The sequence below is a fragment of the Pseudomonas sp. Irchel 3A5 genome (assembly GCF_900187575.1).
Classification (GTDB): domain Bacteria; phylum Pseudomonadota; class Gammaproteobacteria; order Pseudomonadales; family Pseudomonadaceae; genus Aquipseudomonas; species Aquipseudomonas folii.
Window position 1 is genome coordinate 114,549 of sequence record NZ_FYDU01000005.1, and the last position, 15,971, is coordinate 130,519.

Here is a 15,971-nt window from a genome sequence, read left to right on the forward strand (position 1 = left end):
GGCGCGCCTATCTGCAGAGGTAAAGAGCTCCTCAGTCCCAAAATTGCTGGCAAAGAATGGTTCACGTTAAGTCCGCTTTGGGCCGTTAGCAGCTCTTAACGAAGGCCTGCTTCGGGTAGACTCCAGCCGGTCGAGGGCATGCAGTGCGCCGGTCAAGTCTCGTGCAACGCGTGGTCACGTCGAATGCAAATGACTGGTCAGTGGCAATGCAAACGGGTGGTCAAGTGGAATGCAGTTCCCCAACTGGTTGAATTATGCACTATTACTCACTTTTTACGGTGTGATCATGGCGCCACGAAACGAAGAACTTGCTGCACTGTATGAGTTACTTGAAGAGATGACTCTTGCCGAGGATAAGAAACTTGCCTCGTTGCCATCTGAATGGCTGAAGAAAATCGAAAACTGGCTGATGATCAGTTTCGTGATCACGATTCTTGTGTTTCTATGTTTTGCAGGTTGGTATCGTTACGGGCCGGGTGCGCCGGTCGTTAAGATGATCGGTGTATTGCATGTTACGAATGGGATTCTCATCGTTATCTCACTCCTTTACTTTGCCACTATCAGCATTGGGCTCTATCAATTCATTCGGCAACATCGTAGAAAAAGCTTTGCACTTATATTGAGACGGTTGGAAAGCGATCTTTTGGACGACGCTCAGTTTCTCGGAAGGCTAGCTGAATTTGACAAAATAACCCTCGAATATGGATTGCTACAATATAAGCATCGCTGGAGTACTGTTGACGGACGAGTCTCGCTTCTGGTCGGTGATATTCGAAAAATCGGCATCTTCCCAGCTTTTGCAGCTGCCGCTACCTCTGTCACTATCCTAGCCAAGCAAGACAGTAGTTTCATGCTGTGGACGCCCTTGATCCTGGCCTGTTGTTTTTATCTGATCGCTTTCTATGCGACCGGTCGACGTGAACGCCCCGATCAGGTGATAGCTCTGCTGGAGCTGGTTATTCGTCACGCGAAAGAACACGATTTGGCAAGAGAGCGTCAGAGCAGCGTAGCTCAGACAACACAATAAAAAGTAAAGGCTGTTTTAATAAATTTTAACTAAGCTGTTTTCTTAAATGTAATGAAGTGGCTTTTTTAACTCGTGATCTTTGAAAGCATAGCCACCTGATTTTCTGGTTTCAATAGTACGGATGTGCTATGGGCAGCCTGAGTCAAGCCCTCTATGTTAATCAAGCAATTCAGTTCGGGACAGTGAGTGGTTTTAAAAATTAGGGCTAAGCGGTCTGCATACCGATTTATCTGATTGCTCAGCGCCAGCATATCAAACGATATTTATACTAGATATCCTATTTTGAGTTGATGCGCATCTCGTCGACATATCATGAATTGCGTCAGGAAAATTATCGCTAACCTACGCGATTATACGAGCCAGCAACTGGAGCAGCCTAGCTCTCTGCTTTTGGCACAGATGATTGTGACTGTTAAGGAGTCTTGCGGATGGAGCTGCGACATCTGCGCTGCTTTGTGGTATTGGCCGAGGAACTGCACTTCACAAGAGCAGCTGAACGCCTCCATATCGAACAATCTCCTTTATCCAGGACTATCAAGGAACTGGAAGACGATTTGGGCGCTTTACTGTTCAACCGTGATCGAAGAGGGACACGGCTGACCGACGCCGGCAAAGTATTTCTTCTAGACGTGCGCCGTTTATTTACTACTTTGGATCAAGCCCGAGAAAACGTGAAGGCGGTTTCCGCGGGCTTCCGGGTAAGTATGCGGATTGCAGTATCTGACGGAGCGATCGATTCCAGATTATCTGATCTTCTTGCACGTTGTCGCGAGGAGGAGCCTGATGTTGAAATTCGCCTCACAGAAGTCACGCTCTCTGAGCTCCTCCATGGACTAAGGTCGGGAGACTTCACCATTGGGTTCACACACACAGAAGAGGTTGGCGATGGAATTGTTGCTGAACCCGTTTGGCATGCAAGAATGGTTGCAGTAATACCAGCCCGTCATCCGCTACTCGCCTTCAAAGAAGTGCCTATCGAAGAACTTCTCCGCGCCCCATTGATCATGTGGAACCACCAAGCCTATGAGGGCTACGATAAGGCCTTTACCAAGCTGTTGCGAGGCTTGGATGAGAAACCGAACGTCATCGAGCGCGCAGCTTCGCTCGACGTTATGCTAGCTCTCGTTGCGGCTGGTTACGGGATTGGCCTCGCATCTGGCGCGAAGCTGGAACCGTGCAAGCATTCTGATATCGTCATCCGTCCATTGGCAAATCAATCAGCGGTGATTACGACGTACATGCTGAAAGCTGCCAGTGCTGCGCCTTCAATCTCTGTGGATCGCTTCACAACACGTTTGAAAGATAGAAATTAGATAATCGCTGCAATCAAATCGAACACTTCACCCTTCTGAGTCAGCGTACAGAATGCTTTCAGTAGCAGTCATCAGGTTGGCTGCACTGTCGTTCAATGCGATGGATACCCGCAAAATCAACGCTAGTGTAGGCATGTGTTGCCCCCGCTCGATCTTTCCCATGTGAGAGCGCTCAATGCCGGCGAGGGTTGCCAGCTCTTCTTGAGATATGTCGCGCGCAGTCCGTGCGGCACGTACAGCCTTCCCGAACGCAATCGCCGGCTCAGCTTCATAGGTGGTGGCGCCCATTGGGCGTCCTGGTTTCATTGTGCGCTTCTGCATCGGCAAAAGCGTCACGCATTAAGCTTAACTAAACCACGTTAAACTTAACTCTTTCCATGATGTTTGGTGACTTTTCCCTTACATAGTCCGGAGGGGCAGACCATGAACCAGAATTATTGCTCGCGATTGATCAGAGTTGCCGCCGCTCCAGCAGTGCTGTCCCCAGAGTTGGCTGATCTCCTTGCGCTTCAGCGAACAGAAGAGCCTGAAACACCTGTGCTATTGCAAGAGGTCACCCAGGACGTGCTCACGACTAGCATCCTCGGAGGAACCCACGATCTAGGCATCGGTTGGCCGGTAGCCACCGATGCCCTAGCCGTCCTACCACTGTGGCGCGACCGATTAGCCATCGCTTTGCCTGCTCGGTCCCCACTGCTGGCACAGCATGCTATTTCATTAAAGGTATCACTCAGTTACCCCCTGATTTGTTGGCATCCGGATCCTTGTGTTGAAGGGCTTGATACGGAGGCAGAAACGGATGATGGAAGCGCTCATCTATGCCGCATTGCAGTCACATCCTTCGATCTTCTGACGGTACTCGTTGCGGCTGGCTATGGCATCGGTATTGCGCCGCAGAGCTACATATTCAGTGCCCGCAATCGAGGTATCGTCATGCGTCAGATCCTAGGCACTCCTCGATGGGTTTACACCTGTCTTTTTCGATCGGCAAATGCTCTATCACCTGCAGTTGAAAGGTTTGTCGAGCGAGCGTCACGGGTAGCGAAATCCACGGAAAACAAGCGTTTCAGGTGAAAACTGGAGCGGGATTTTGATACACCGTTTATGGCGTTGTCGTGCATCGCTGCTATCGGCAAAAAAGAGTCTACAGAGAGGGCACAGTCGGCCGCTGCCGAGCTTCTTGCTCCGGAATCTGGTGTGGAGGCTGCTGCGCGCGCTCCGTTACCGACTCACTGCTTTGCAGTTTTCGCACCTTTTCGAAAGATTGCTCAACTGGCGTTTGTATCGCCTCCTGAGTCGGCATGTACGCGCGCAGGGTTGCAGGATTGTCTGAAGCGCCCTGCAGAATGAAGATTTTTTCGCCAGCCGCTGCGGCATTGGTCTGCTTGCTCAGTGCAATTTCGTCAACACTACTGAAATTGTTTTGCTTGGCGAGCGCGTAAACACTGGCGCTGATGCGGTCATTGTCTGCTGCATGCAAGTGGCCGGAACCGTTTAGTTCCTCGATCTTCTTGCGTATCTGCTGCATCAACGCGTGATCCGGATGATCATAACCTGCAGGGTCGTTAGCTGGCTTACGCTCTGGCTCCCGATCCTCAGTTGGTTGCTCGCGGTAGCGCAGTTCCTCTATACGTTCCTGCTGCAGCATACGGTTGCCAAGGCCCGGCTCGATCCTGCCAGGGAAACCCTCAACCGGTAAACTCATCAATTCGCCAAAGGTTCGGAAGGCGGAATTGCTATTAACGGTGTCACCAAAAACCTTGAAGCCATAGTCGGGATAGTTCAGGTCCAGTGCGTTGAGCTCCGGCATCGCTTTGACTGCGGTGTTCCAACGCGCCAGGATCTCATCCTTGTCACCCATGGCAATGGTGTTTGATTGCTGGCTATCATCAATGTAACTGGTTGAAGTGACTTTGACGCCCACTGAAGCTGCATAGGCTGCATCGTGCGGGAAGTGCCACGCACGCAGCGAATGCTTGGTTTCATCGGTACCTACCAACAGTGCTGTGCCGGTCTCTCGATCAGTAGCTAGACCATGCAACTCGGCCAGAGCTGTACCCTGCTCGTCGCGTAAAACCCAAAAATCGTGTCCAGCGACACCGAGAATTTTGAATGATCTTGCTTCAATTGCATAACTGGGCATGCTCTTTACAGTCCATAAGTGCAGGGGTTACTGCTGCTGACTAGCAACGCATGAGCCTAGCAAGGTCTTGAAGTCGTTCATCGCCTTGTCTACGCCCAAATCGAAAAAATAGGCACCACCACCTTTGAGTGTGATTTTTGCTTGACTTGAACCTTGCGGACGTTCTATCCGCATGCGAAAGCCGGCAAGGTTTTTTTCCTCAAAGTTCCCGGATTCAAGCACTCCATTCAGGCTGTCCTTTCGCGTGACTTCGCTCCAAGAACTATCGGTTGCGGAGAGTTTGCTGATGCTGATTTCGGCGCAGTCAAACAGAGGTTGGTTCGGCAGGTCGCGAGGAATTATCAAGCGATCGGAAGCTGTTGGGACTTTCCCGGTGGCTAAGAATGCGTTGCATCCTCCCAGTGAGATTAGCGAGCCAATGACAGTGAAAACTTTCAACCAAGGTTTCATTTGGCTCTCCTGATAAGCGCCTGGCGGGTCACACTTTGACGATGCTGCGAGAGTGACGGAACACCAGTGTAAGTGGAACAGTGAGGCTTGTCGGTTTGACTACCCATAAGAGGAACGGTGGGCCTCGCTCATTAGCCGCGACTTTTGAAACCCGTTCGCCTTGCGATAGGCACTTATGCCCGCCTCAAAATTCAGACATGGACTCAGCGATCCTGTTTATAGCTAGCGACGCAGGAGTCTAGCAAGGCCATGAGGTTCTTCATCGCCTGTGTTACCCCTAGGTCAATAAAGTAGGGACCGCCACCTCTCAGCGTTATATCCGCCTGGTTAGCCCCTTGCGCACGTTCGATGCGCATGCGGAAACCAGTGCGGTTCTTATCGTCAAAGGTTCCGGATTCAAGTACTCCATTAGTGCTGTCCTTATGCGTGACCTTTCTCCAGGAACTATCGGTTGCAGAGAGTTGGCTGATGCTGAGTTCGGCGCAGTCAAACAGACGTTGGTTCGGAAAATCACGAGGTATTGCCAAGTGATCGGAAGCTGTTGGGATCTTCCCGGTGGCTAGGAACGCGTTGCATCCGCCCAGCGAGGAGATCGCCAAGCTAATGATAGTGAAAACTTTCAGCCGAGGTTTCATGTGGCTCTCCTGATAAGCGCTTAACGCATCACACTTTGACGATGCTGCGAGAGTGACGGAACACCAGTGTAAGTGGAACAGTAAGGCTTGTCGGTTTGACTACCCATTAGAGGAGCACTTGGGGCCTCGTCCTTAGACATGGCTTTTGACGCCCCATTCGCCTTGCCCGGCCTTCATACCCGCCTCAAAATTCAGACATGCTTTCGGCAATCCTGTTTATGGGGACTCGCTTCTCAACGACTGGCGTCGCTGCTTCAGATACGGCCCGGCAAACCGCCTCAACCATCGCTTGCTGATTGTCCGAGGTGAGCGCTTCAATAGGCGACTTGCCATCAAGTTCCTCGCAAGGTCGCGTCAAGGCGTAGTAGATATCCCATGTATCAACGCCACGATGCAGGCGCTTGAGTACCGCCTGCACCAAGCGGCGCTTGAACATGTTGAGTTGCCATACCGGTACCCGCTGCCCCTTGTTGCCCAACTGAATTGAAAGCAGGTTGCGAGCCTGGATCTCGTAAGTAATCCACCGCCGCGATTTGCCCGCGAGCTTGGCATAGTCCGCGACGACCAAGTTGTCGGGCCCTTCAAAAATGTCCAGTACCTCCAATCGCTCCCGCTGTACCTCGGAGATCTTCGGTAGAGCGTATTCAGGCATTTGCACTGCAGAGAGCCGCTGAGTCCCGGCGCCGACTGCTGGCATCGTTTGCTCATTGGGTGCTACCAGCATGATGGGAGCGTGTTGGCCCAACGCCGGCAGCGGCGTGACCTTCTGACCGGCAATCGTGGGAACGCCCTGAAGGTGGATGGTGAGGTGCGTGCTGGCAATCTGAACCTGATTTTGCTCGAACAGATCCAGCCGATCAGCCCAGTCCTGCATCATTAGCCGACGCTGTTCAACGTACTCGGCATGGTTGTAGGTGGCGCTGATGCGATTGGGGTCAGCGTGTGAGAGTTGCGCGTCGACCCATACCTTTGGATAGCCCAATTCATTGAGTGCTGTTGAAATCGTCGCACGGATGCCATGACCAGTGAGACGACCGTCATAGCCCAGCCGCTTGATTGCGCGGTTGACCGTGTTTTCGCTCATGCGGGCACTGATCTGCTTTACGCCCGGAAAGAGATACGTTTGCGCGGGTTTAAACTGATCAAGCATGTGCCGCACGATCTCGATGGCCTGCACAGGCAGCGGCACGATGTAGGGCGGGATGTCGGTTACGCGCTTTCGCTTCTTCTTGGTCAGCATCTTGCGCTGCTTGAGCGACATCACCGGGATGATCCACAAACCTTGTTCCAGATCGAACTGGTCCGGTGTGGCCAGACGTAGTTCGCCTGTGCGTACACCCGTCAGCAGCAACAGGCGAATGGCCAATTGGGTCATCTGCATGCCGCGGTACTTGCGAAGCGTCTGCAGAAACAGGGGTAGCTCGGGCATACGCAGGAATGGGTTGTGCTCAACGGGCGGCAACGGCACAGCGACCACGTGTAGATCGATGGCGGGGTGCTCGACCATGCCCGGAATGACCACCATGGCGTAGTCGGCGAGTTGCTTGAGCCAGGTGCGCACCTTTTCGGCGACGGACAGTGACTCGCGTTTCTCGATGCGGCCGATCACCTCCAGTAGCACCGGACGGGTGATCTCGTAGATGGTGTAGCGTTTGAGGTAAGGGAATACATCTTTTTTGAACACGCGGCGGATCTGTTCCAGCGAACTCTGACGACCTTCTTCCAGGGTCAGTTGCCGGTGTTCCATCCACTTTTCGTAGACCGCCATGAAGGTGTTTTCGCCAGCCAACCGGATGGCCTGGCGTTTTTGCTTTCGGTCGGTGCGCGGGTTGATGCCCTTGGCGACGAGGGCACGGGCCTGGTCACGAAATTCGCGCGCCTCGCGCAGAGAGAGTTCGGGATAGCTGCCAAGCGAAATCCGGGCACGTTGTCCGACCCAGGTGTAGCGGAAGTGCCAGGCTTTGCCGCCAACAGTAGAGACGTGAAGAAATAGACCATCAAAGTCTGCGAGTGTGTAGGGCTTGTCGCTGGCTTTGGCTTGCCGGACGACCATATCTGTGAGCATGCGTACCAACTCCTGATGCTGCGAGTTGGATGCGATGTTTGTTCCGGGGGGCCTGCTCTTCCAGCAACAATGCGGAACGGGTGTTCACCGCATTTTGACCGCAAAACGTACCGATTTTGACCGGTAGTCAGTGGATTTCGCTGGACGTCACTGGACTGAAGAAGAGGGGTAATTCAGAACCAGATCAGTCACTTGCAACGTTCCTTGGCGCTTGGTGGACGTCAGTGGAAAGTTGAAGTGGAGCGGGTGGAGGGAATCGAACCCTCAACTAAAGCTTGGGAAGCTTTCGTTTTACCACTAAACTACACCCGCTCTGAAGCGGCTGACTTTGTACCAGAATGGCTCGCTGAATTGAAGCGCTAATTTCTCTCCCCCTGTTTTAATCCCTTGAATACCACTCTCGAACGGAGCCCATCCGCGCTTGCTTGTGCCTGTTTGCGCTGGCGGATGGGTTACCTTGTTCGGTCGTGCGTCGGTTCAGAGGGCGAAGGCATGTACGGTTTGGGCCTGTCGGTAGTGGTAGGTTGATCGGCTGCTGGACTCAGGTTTTGGTGTAAGGAAGTCCATCAGGGCGTCACGCGAGTCGCGGCAGGCGGATTTGTGTTCCATGTCCAGGAAGTGCCCGGTGCTCTGGATGGTGCTGAAGGTGCTGCGCTGAACCACCGGGGCGAATAACCGGGCGTCGGTGGCTGCGGTGTACTCGTCCCACTCACCGTTAAGAAACAGCACCGGCACGTTGATGTTCTGCGCCACCGTCAGGTAGTTCGCGGTATCCAGGGTCAATACGTCGTTGATATGAAAGTGCATCTGGTCGTATTCGTGGGTGTCCAGGTTACTGACGTGGCGATGATTGAAGCGTTTGAACAGCGGTGGCAGGTGTTTGCCGATGGTGCTGTTGACCAGGTTGCCGACTTCGTAGCGGTCATGGACGCTGAGGTGTGTGATGCCGCGCTCCAGATAGTCGCGCATGTGTACGTTGATCACCGGCGAGAATGAGCTGATGACGGCCTTTTCGATGCGCTTGGGTCGGTGGGACAGAGCAACCAGCGTGGCCGCGCCGCCCCACGAGAACGACATGACGTGTTCAGCGTTGAAATGGTCGATCAGTTCCAGCAGGATTTGACCTTCCAGCTCTTTGCTCAACGGCCGTTCATTAAGATTGTGCGGTTTGGATTTGCCCGCGTAGGGCTGATCGTAGAGCACCACGTTGAATTGCGGGTGCAGGTTGCGCACGGTCTGGGCAAATGAAGCAGTGGTGGCCAGTGAGCCGTTGACCATGATGATGGTCTTTTCGGCAGCCTCTGCCCGATAGAACTCCGTGTAAACCCGAAACTGTCCCTGTATATCAAGCACAGCGATTTCTGGCCTCATAGGTGTGTCTCCTGACATAAACAAGATGTGCGCGCAAACAACGTTGCACGAATTTCGTGACAGGTAGGCATTGCCTTGCAAAGGGGCCCTTGTCGATCAAAATGATCTTGCCGACAGGTTTTATTATTGGCGGGCGATTTGCCGTGAGCGTTGGCTCGGGGCGGCAAATGGTTTCTTGGAATGTGTAGATGACTCGCCAGTCACATGTGGACCGACGATTTGATTCAAGCAGTGGATCCGTTAACCCGCAAGTGCCGTTCGTAGTTTGTCGGGCCGGTCTGCCGAGCGGTAGCGAAAGGCTTATACGCCTTGAATTTCCGAAGGCGTTAGCGCGCGGTATTGCCCCGGCTCTAGCACGGGGTCCAGCGTCAGATGGGCCATGCTTTCACGATGCAGACGCAGCACTTTGTTGTTGAAGTGGCCGAACATGCGCTTGATCTGATGGTAGCGGCCTTCGATTATGCTCAGCCTGGCGCAACGTGGACCGAGCATGGTCAGCTGTGCCGGTTGGGTGGTGAGGTCTTCGAAGGCGAAGTACAGGCCCTGGGCAAAAGTCTGCACATAGCGCTCGTCGATGACTTTTTCGGTTTCGACGTAGTAAACCTTCGGCAGCTTGGTCTGGGGGTGGGTCAGACGCCGTGACCACTGGCCGTCGTTGGTGAGCAGCATCAGCCCGGTGGTATTGAAATCCAGTCGTCCGGCGATGTGCAGTTCGTACTTGTCGGGCTCGTGCAGCAAGTCCAGCACGGTGGGGTGTTGCGGGTCGGTGGTGGCGCTGACGCAGCCTTGAGGTTTGTGCAGCATGAAGTAGCGCGCGGGCTTGCCGACTTGCAGGACTTCATCGTCGAACTCCACCCGGCTGAATTCACGCACATCGTGATGCGGATCGCTGACCCGTTGCCCGTCCACGCTGACCCGACCGCTGCTCAATGCCAGACGTACGTCCTTGCGATTGAAGCGCGGTAGATTACTGAGGAAACGGTCGAGGCGCATGGCGATGGTGATTAAAAGGGAGAAGGGCGGGTATGTTACCTGTTCCCGAGATGCTGGCGCTGATTCGGGACAATTCTTGTAGGCGCTGCCGAAGGCTGCGAAGGCGGTGTGTCAAGACGAACGCTTCGCAGCCTTCGGCAGCTCCTACAGATCAGGCGTCATTAACCATGGGCAGATGGATTTTGCACGCACCGGCCTCTTCGCGAATGAGTTCGCTCCCAGGATTGAGTTTAATGACGTGGGACCGGCTTCAGCCGGGAAGAGGCCGGGACAGACGCTGAATCTTCATCTACAGAGATACCGCCTTCCCGGCTAAAGCCGGTCCCACGTCGTTAATCAGGCTTGCGGGCAAACATAGAATCTTCCACAGGGTTCAGTCGCGGCTCGGGTCAGTTTTGTCCGAAAGTGCATCATTGATCCCCGCACAACGCGGGCACAGGCAGGCTTTGTTGCGCAGTTCTTCCGGCAGGGCCTGGATTACCGCGGGATCAATGCTCACCGAAAAACACCAGCAAGCCTGATCCGCTGTGCGCGGATCGGCCAGGGTGCAAGCGTTGCTTGCTCCGCAGGCCGGGCAGCGTTGCGGAGTATTGGCTGAGTTGTTCATGGTGCGCCTGGCGTCTCCGTGCAGATCTGGTTGCGGCCGTTTTGCTTGGCGCGATACAGCGCGCTGTCTGCGCGGGCGATCAGGCTTTGCAACGTATCGTCGGGCCGCAACTGGCTCAGGCCGATGCTGACCGTCACCTGCAGCGGTTCGCCGGAGAACAGGTAAGTGTGCTGCTCGGCCAGCAGGCGAATTTTTTCCGCGACTTCATGGGCATTACTGGTATCGGTACCTTTGAGCAGGATGATGAACTCTTCGCCACCCCAACGACAAATGATGTCCGACTGACGCAGGCAGCTTTTCAGATCGTCGGCGAAACCGGCCAGCACTTCATCCCCGGCCAGATGCCCGTGGGTGTCGTTGAGTCGCTTGAAGTGATCCAGGTCCAGCAGCATTGCTGTGAGCGGGCGAGCATCGCGCTTAGCATCCTTGAGGGTCTTGATCGCCCACAGGTTGAAACCGCGACGGTTCGGCAGGCCGGTGAGGCTGTCGAGGGTCGCCTGGGCTTCGATCCGGTACTGGAAGCGGTTAACCACCAGATTCAGCAGGTAGACCACAATCAGCGTGATCACCAGACAGATAAACAGGTTCAGGTACAGGGAGTGGCGTATGTCACTGAGTGCAGATTCTTCTTCCTTGTCGACGAACAGGTACCAGTTCAGCTCCGGTATGTAGCGCACGTTGAGGAAGTGTTCCTTGCCGTTGACCCGATGTTCGTAAGTGCCGCTGAGCGGTTTGGGCATTTTACTCAGCAAGTCGGCCATGCTCGGCAGCTGGTTGAGTGACTCACCGATAGCGGCACCCTGCGGACCTCCGCTTTCGCCGGTCAGTACGATACGGCCGAAGGCGTCGACAAAGAAGACGCTGCGGTCATAGCGTTGCTGATAACGGTCAATCAGTTTGATAACGGCATCCACGGTCAGCCCGACGCCGGTGGCACCAATGAATTTGTTGTTGTAGTCGAAGACTTTGTAGTTGATGAAAAACGTCAGGTTGTCCTTGTTGGCCATGTCTGGATCGACGTTGATCTCGTACGGCGCTTCCATGTCCCTGACGCGGTAATACCAGACATCGCGAGGCTCGCGGGCATCGATTTTCTTCAGGATGCCTTTGGCCTGGTAATACGTCAGGCTGCTGTCGGACACGAAAAACGTGGTGAACGCCCCGTAGTGGTCCATCACTTCTTTGAGGTAACGGGTGATTTGCTGAGGATTGCGTTCACCCTCGACAATCCAGTCCCGCATAAAGGTGTCGCGGGCCATCATCGAAGAGATCAGCACCGGACGGACCAGATCTTTCTGAATTTCCGAATAGACCGTATCGGAGGTCAGCGGCAGCTCGGTATTGATGATGTTGTCGCGAATGGACGTGCGCGACGCGTAATAGCTGAGCAACGATGTTGCCAGAAAGCCACAACCCAGCAGGATCACCAGCGTAAACAGGAGTGAGCGTTGCGAAGGGCCAGCAGAGCGAAAAGCCATAACGTGTCCGGTTGTTTTGCCTGTCCATGAAGGCAGGCATGCTAGCCCGCCGCCAGTCTTTGCGCCATCGGGAGGTAAATGCTTTCAGCGATTTTGGACCCCCGACTGGCTAATTTTTTTGTGGTTTTTGCCTATGGAACTCGATACACAGGTGCAATGCCTAGCAGTGATTTGAAAGCTGAACAGCGGCAATGCAGGAGGAGAATCCTGTCGTAATGAATGCCGCTTTCCGACAGTGCTTTAAACAACTGATCCAGCGCAGGCGGCGACATGCCAAATCGATTTCTGACCGTCAGTACGTCCATGGGGGTGAGAGGCAGAGCATTCCTGAACGGCGACTGATTGGAGTTACGCACGATATGGCTGATGTCCTGGTAGCTTTCGCCGTAAGGACTCTGGAACTTTGAAATTGTGTAGTTCTTGATCATCCCGGGTCGGGAAGTGCCTGCCAGCAGTTTGTCGGTCACGACATAGGGCTTGGAAAGCGAAGCGGCCAGTGTGTTTTGCTGCGCATCAAGAATGGCGAATGGGCGCGCCTGCCTGCTGACCACCCGATGCAGTTTAGGGTCCACCAATTCATACCCGTCTGGCGCGTAGGCGTGTAATTCAGTGCCGTTGGGAATGGCTGCATTTCGGCTCCAGGGCAGGGAGTAGCCGTGGGTGCTGAGTACCAGCGTGCGTGCCTGGCGGTGTTCGGCCGTCCATAGCAGAAACTGGCGTTGCAGCTTCCAGGCCTTGACCGCCAATGTGGAAAACGCAGGGTGGCCAGGAATATTCCAGACTTTCAGCACTGCATCTGTCTGGAAGAATTTCTCAAAACGGGTTTCCCGTTGAAGCATCGAGCGCCGGAGCCAGGTGTTAAAGCTTTTAGTGCTTGATGCCGACGCCAGCGCAGGACGTAAAACGGGATTGACCGGCGTCGCCAGCTTGCGCAGAGCATTGGTCAGTCGAGGCATGGAAGGCGGCAGTTGCAGCAATCCCAGCGACAGAACACTGAGCAAGGCTTGTTGTTTCTCGGCATAACGTGCACCCGGTAAATTCGCCGAGCTGATGTTCAACGCTGCGATACCCAGTTCGGTTGCCAGAGACGCAATCAACGCGGGCGTCAGCAGTGCCGACATGGGAGCGATCAGAAACTGCAACTGATGAAGCAGACGAGTCCAGTAGAGAAGTGACACCTCCTGGGAGGTGACTACGGTGTCATCCGCGTTCCAGAGACAGTTTTGTCTGAGCATACTGGCGATGTGGGCAAACGGTGAAGCCGTGATGTTCTGCTCGCTCAGTTCCTGCGCCAGGACTTTACGTGTGTCGTGATTGAGTAGCACGTCAGTCCATGGGCGCAACAAGGAAACCGGTTCGCTGGGCATCTGCTTTCTTGCCCAGACTTTCAGGATATACGTGAGCCGTTCATGGTGGCGCGTGGGAATGTAGTTACGAACGGTATCTCGCCACGTCTGACTGTGTGCGGCGTGGCGCAGGTATCGGTGAAGTTCATCCTCGTTACTGAATTCGATAAAGGCTTTGAGCATGCCCGCCTGATAAAGCACCCGTTGCGTTTTTCCGGGGAGGCTTAGTACCAGAAGGCTTGGGCAATATTGTGCGGTGGGCCCGCCAAGCAGGGTGTGCTGTAGATAGACGCCGGGTATGGACCACTCGACCCGAACGCCCGGGGTTTTGATGTTCAATTGTTCCAGCGCTTTGATGATCAGGTCGAACCCCTCGCGCTGCACGGTGCCGTGCTTCAGGCATCGCAGCGCCTGGGTCATGAACTGGCTTCGCAAGGTCGCCTCGATGACTGCCCTGTGTTGCGTCCAGAACGTATCGATTTCCTGACGCATCACGCTCAGGAAGTTGATCTCGCGAATGACATTTTCAATGGCTTGAACGTCCATGGGCAGCTCTTGACGGGCGTCCCACTTGCCCGTGCCAGTGGTGTCGAGATAGACCGCATTACGGCCTCCTTTATCGATATAACCAGTTGGCGATGCGACGCGGTAATTACTCACCAGTGCCTCGCTCAGGCTGACGGGCTTTTCATCCGGGACCTGAATGTCGAGGGCGGGATGTCGGGCGTCACCCAGCGGTGTGGTGGAGTGGCCCCGCAGGTAGCGAATGAAGACCTGATCGGGGTTAACCTCCCAGCCATGTTTTTCTCGCAGCGCTTTGGCCATTACTCTGGCTGCTGTCGTTAAGGGGGCCGGGATTCGCTGTAGAACACCGGGTTGCGATTGCCAGATATCCACTGCGCCGAGCAGGCTCAGGGCTCGCCCGATGGGTTTGAATGGATTGGGCTGAGCGCACAGGCCGACCTGTGTCTCTATGTAGTCGAGGGATCGTTTTTCCTGGGCAGCGGTGATGGCTGAAAAAATGTCGCCGTCGATTTCCGTGAGGCTGGCAGACCCCGAGTATTCATTGAGATGGGGAAGGGTGCTCAGAGCATCGAAGAGCTTTTTTTTCATGTGTGCGGGGTCGTCGCTGATGTATTCCAACGGTGCAGTTCGACCTTCCGGCATATGGATAAAACAATGCGATGTATTTTTTGACCGTATCTGAAAGGCGTCGGGTAGCGCCTGTTCGTTGATCGAAAGCATATGCGCGACCGCCCGCAGACCGCGCCCAGACGTTTCCAGGCAAGCTGCGGAGTCCGGGAATGCCTCCAGACCCAACGCATCCAGCGCTAATTCATAGCCTTCGCGAGTGATCAGCTTGCGGGCGTACTGCCGCGCCAGCTTATCCAGAAAAGACAGCTTGGCCAGTGCCCGGTAAGTCTCTCGATGCCTTGCCCAGAAGCGTTCTATCAAGGCGGGGTAGTCGAGGAACCAGCGGCTATTGATGATCAGATTGATCGCAGCCTGGGCGGTAAGGGCAGGGGTTGATTCGTCCAGCGGCCGGTCTGTAACGGTATGCTGCAAAAGCCCACGCATGATCGCGCCATTAAAGGACAGCACGCCGATGTCGGTAAGGGTCATGCGCCGCGAATAGCGCTCGCGGCCCTGGTCGTCGACCTCGGGGTTGGTCTCGGTGCTAAAGCGGATGCTCAGTTTGTCGGGGGACAGCGTTTTACCCGTGGTCTGCAGCAACAGGTGCTTTAACTGCGCGCGTACGTAAACGCGCAGGGTGGGCGGGTAATCCATGTCCAGCTGGCTGGCTTTGAGTAGCAGGGTCGAGTGAGCGATGAGTTTGAAGCCTGGACTGTGCGTGAGGCTTTCCAGGCGCTGGCGATGAGCTTCTGTGTGCTGCGTTTGATCATTCATAAAAAGCCGACTTGATGAGTTGAAGCCTCACTATGTCGGCTGGTTTTTTTTGCTTGTGCTAACTATTTATTTATGCCGCCAGGTTGAATAGGCACTAGCCGTGCGGATATCGGAAGGACGTGTTCGCGCGCGCCGACAAAGCGTGTGTGATCGACCGATGTCTGGCGCATCAGTGGGCTGGACATTCGCTATCGATGGTTTGGCGACTTTTGACCCACAATCCAAAGTGTTTCATTACTTCAACGACAGGCTCTAGCCTGCGTCCGTCAACTGTGAGTTCGTACTCAACCGTTACGGGTACAGTGGGAAATACGGTGCGCTTTACCAGTCCTGCTTGCTCAAGGGCACGTAAGTCCAGGGTCAGCATTCGTTGCGAAATAGCGGGAATGTCTCGCCTCAGCGCATTAAACCTTTTTGGCCCATCGAGCAGGTAGGATGCGAGGAGCAGCCGCCAGCGGCCACCCAACAAACGCATTGCTTCTTCGACCGAGCAGCCTGATATGTTGTCCTTCATTGTCGGAATCCTGGTGGGGTAGGTATATTTTTTGTACCTATACTACAAAATAGTGCGTTCTTCTTATTTTATACCTGACCTCTAGAATGGGATGAAGCCGTCTATCCTTCGAATTGACAGC

General features: G+C 54.4%; 14 protein-coding genes and 1 tRNA gene. 3 read left to right on the plus strand and 12 right to left on the minus strand.

Translation table 11 applies throughout. The annotated features are described in order from the left end of the window. Positions 1-229: 229 nt before the first annotated feature. Entirely contained in the window at positions 230-1,027 is a 798-nt protein-coding gene (locus CKW31_RS09580) for a hypothetical protein (RefSeq protein ID WP_053329467.1), read from the plus strand. 428 nt (positions 1,028-1,455) lie between these two features. Next, positions 1,456-2,340 carry a LysR family transcriptional regulator gene (locus tag CKW31_RS09585; protein ID WP_095094107.1) on the plus strand — a complete coding sequence of 295 codons (885 nt, stop codon included), beginning with the start codon at positions 1,456-1,458 and terminating at the stop codon, positions 2,338-2,340. 27 nt (positions 2,341-2,367) lie between these two features. Here the strand turns inward: CKW31_RS09585 and CKW31_RS09590 are convergent, their stop codons facing one another. Next, the gene (locus tag CKW31_RS09590; protein WP_032699438.1) at positions 2,368-2,661 is read right to left on the minus strand and encodes a helix-turn-helix domain-containing protein; all 294 of its coding nucleotides are present in this window, start codon (positions 2,659-2,661) and stop codon (positions 2,368-2,370) included. Between the two features lie 102 nt (positions 2,662-2,763). Here CKW31_RS09590 and CKW31_RS09595 point away from each other — a divergent pair, with 102 nt between their 5' ends. After that, entirely contained in the window at positions 2,764-3,414 is a 651-nt protein-coding gene (locus CKW31_RS09595; protein ID WP_095094108.1) for a LysR substrate-binding domain-containing protein, read from the plus strand. Positions 3,415-3,484: 70 nt separating this feature from the next. Here the strand turns inward: CKW31_RS09595 and CKW31_RS09600 are convergent, their stop codons facing one another. The 11 genes from CKW31_RS09600 to CKW31_RS09650 form a co-directional block, all read right to left on the minus strand. Then, entirely contained in the window at positions 3,485-4,483 is a 999-nt protein-coding gene (locus tag CKW31_RS09600) for an XVIPCD domain-containing protein (RefSeq protein ID WP_095094109.1), read from the minus strand. Positions 4,484-4,510: 27 nt separating this feature from the next. Next, positions 4,511-4,933, minus strand: coding sequence for a hypothetical protein (locus CKW31_RS09605; RefSeq protein ID WP_095094110.1), 423 nt, complete (start codon positions 4,931-4,933; stop codon positions 4,511-4,513). A 203-nt stretch (positions 4,934-5,136) separates the two neighbouring features. Continuing rightward, positions 5,137-5,568 (minus strand): hypothetical protein, encoded by a 432-nt coding sequence (locus CKW31_RS09610; RefSeq protein ID WP_095094111.1) that lies wholly within the window; start codon positions 5,566-5,568, stop codon positions 5,137-5,139. A gap of 184 nt (positions 5,569-5,752) precedes the next feature. Continuing rightward, positions 5,753-7,633, minus strand: coding sequence for an integrase arm-type DNA-binding domain-containing protein (locus CKW31_RS09615; protein ID WP_176469848.1), 1,881 nt, complete (start codon positions 7,631-7,633; stop codon positions 5,753-5,755). A gap of 238 nt (positions 7,634-7,871) precedes the next feature. Beyond that, a tRNA-Gly gene (locus CKW31_RS09620) sits at positions 7,872-7,945 on the minus strand. 165 nt (positions 7,946-8,110) lie between these two features. Beyond that, positions 8,111-9,004, minus strand: coding sequence for an alpha/beta fold hydrolase (locus tag CKW31_RS09625; RefSeq protein ID WP_095094113.1), 894 nt, complete (start codon positions 9,002-9,004; stop codon positions 8,111-8,113). Positions 9,005-9,304: 300 nt separating this feature from the next. Further along, positions 9,305-9,997 (minus strand): pseudouridine synthase, encoded by a 693-nt coding sequence (locus tag CKW31_RS09630; RefSeq protein ID WP_095094114.1) that lies wholly within the window; start codon positions 9,995-9,997, stop codon positions 9,305-9,307. Between the two features lie 373 nt (positions 9,998-10,370). After that, complete coding sequence (locus CKW31_RS09635; RefSeq protein ID WP_095094115.1) at positions 10,371-10,604, minus strand: cysteine-rich CWC family protein; 234 nt, start codon at positions 10,602-10,604, stop codon at positions 10,371-10,373. Then, positions 10,601-12,082 (minus strand): sensor domain-containing diguanylate cyclase, encoded by a 1,482-nt coding sequence (locus CKW31_RS09640; protein WP_095094116.1) that lies wholly within the window; start codon positions 12,080-12,082, stop codon positions 10,601-10,603. Before CKW31_RS09640 ends, CKW31_RS09635 begins: the two co-directional genes overlap by 4 nt. A gap of 131 nt (positions 12,083-12,213) precedes the next feature. After that, positions 12,214-15,336 (minus strand): dermonecrotic toxin domain-containing protein, encoded by a 3,123-nt coding sequence (locus CKW31_RS09645; RefSeq protein ID WP_095094117.1) that lies wholly within the window; start codon positions 15,334-15,336, stop codon positions 12,214-12,216. A gap of 169 nt (positions 15,337-15,505) precedes the next feature. Beyond that, a complete protein-coding gene (locus tag CKW31_RS09650; RefSeq protein ID WP_095094118.1) occupies positions 15,506-15,850 on the minus strand; it encodes a helix-turn-helix domain-containing protein in 345 nt (114 codons plus the stop codon). Between the last annotated feature and the right edge of the window lie 121 nt (positions 15,851-15,971).

Excerpts from the sequence above, each read along its gene's own strand:
- CKW31_RS09580 (WP_053329467.1), top strand. The coding sequence starts at position 230 with ATGCAGTTCCCCAACTGGTTGAATTATGCACTATTACTCACTTTTTAC.
- CKW31_RS09585 (WP_095094107.1), top strand. The coding sequence starts at position 1,456 with ATGGAGCTGCGACATCTGCGCTGCTTTGTGGTATTGGCCGAGGAACTG.
- CKW31_RS09590 (WP_032699438.1), bottom strand. The coding sequence starts at position 2,661 with ATGCAGAAGCGCACAATGAAACCAGGACGCCCAATGGGCGCCACCACC.
- CKW31_RS09595 (WP_095094108.1), top strand. The coding sequence starts at position 2,764 with ATGAACCAGAATTATTGCTCGCGATTGATCAGAGTTGCCGCCGCTCCA.
- CKW31_RS09600 (WP_095094109.1), bottom strand. The coding sequence starts at position 4,483 with ATGCCCAGTTATGCAATTGAAGCAAGATCATTCAAAATTCTCGGTGTC.
- CKW31_RS09605 (WP_095094110.1), bottom strand. The coding sequence starts at position 4,933 with ATGAAACCTTGGTTGAAAGTTTTCACTGTCATTGGCTCGCTAATCTCA.
- CKW31_RS09610 (WP_095094111.1), bottom strand. The coding sequence starts at position 5,568 with ATGAAACCTCGGCTGAAAGTTTTCACTATCATTAGCTTGGCGATCTCC.
- CKW31_RS09615 (WP_176469848.1), bottom strand. The coding sequence starts at position 7,633 with ATGCTCACAGATATGGTCGTCCGGCAAGCCAAAGCCAGCGACAAGCCC.
- CKW31_RS09625 (WP_095094113.1), bottom strand. The coding sequence starts at position 9,004 with ATGAGGCCAGAAATCGCTGTGCTTGATATACAGGGACAGTTTCGGGTT.
- CKW31_RS09630 (WP_095094114.1), bottom strand. The coding sequence starts at position 9,997 with ATGCGCCTCGACCGTTTCCTCAGTAATCTACCGCGCTTCAATCGCAAG.
- CKW31_RS09635 (WP_095094115.1), bottom strand. The coding sequence starts at position 10,604 with ATGAACAACTCAGCCAATACTCCGCAACGCTGCCCGGCCTGCGGAGCA.
- CKW31_RS09640 (WP_095094116.1), bottom strand. The coding sequence starts at position 12,082 with ATGGCTTTTCGCTCTGCTGGCCCTTCGCAACGCTCACTCCTGTTTACG.
- CKW31_RS09645 (WP_095094117.1), bottom strand. The coding sequence starts at position 15,336 with ATGAATGATCAAACGCAGCACACAGAAGCTCATCGCCAGCGCCTGGAA.
- CKW31_RS09650 (WP_095094118.1), bottom strand. The coding sequence starts at position 15,850 with ATGAAGGACAACATATCAGGCTGCTCGGTCGAAGAAGCAATGCGTTTG.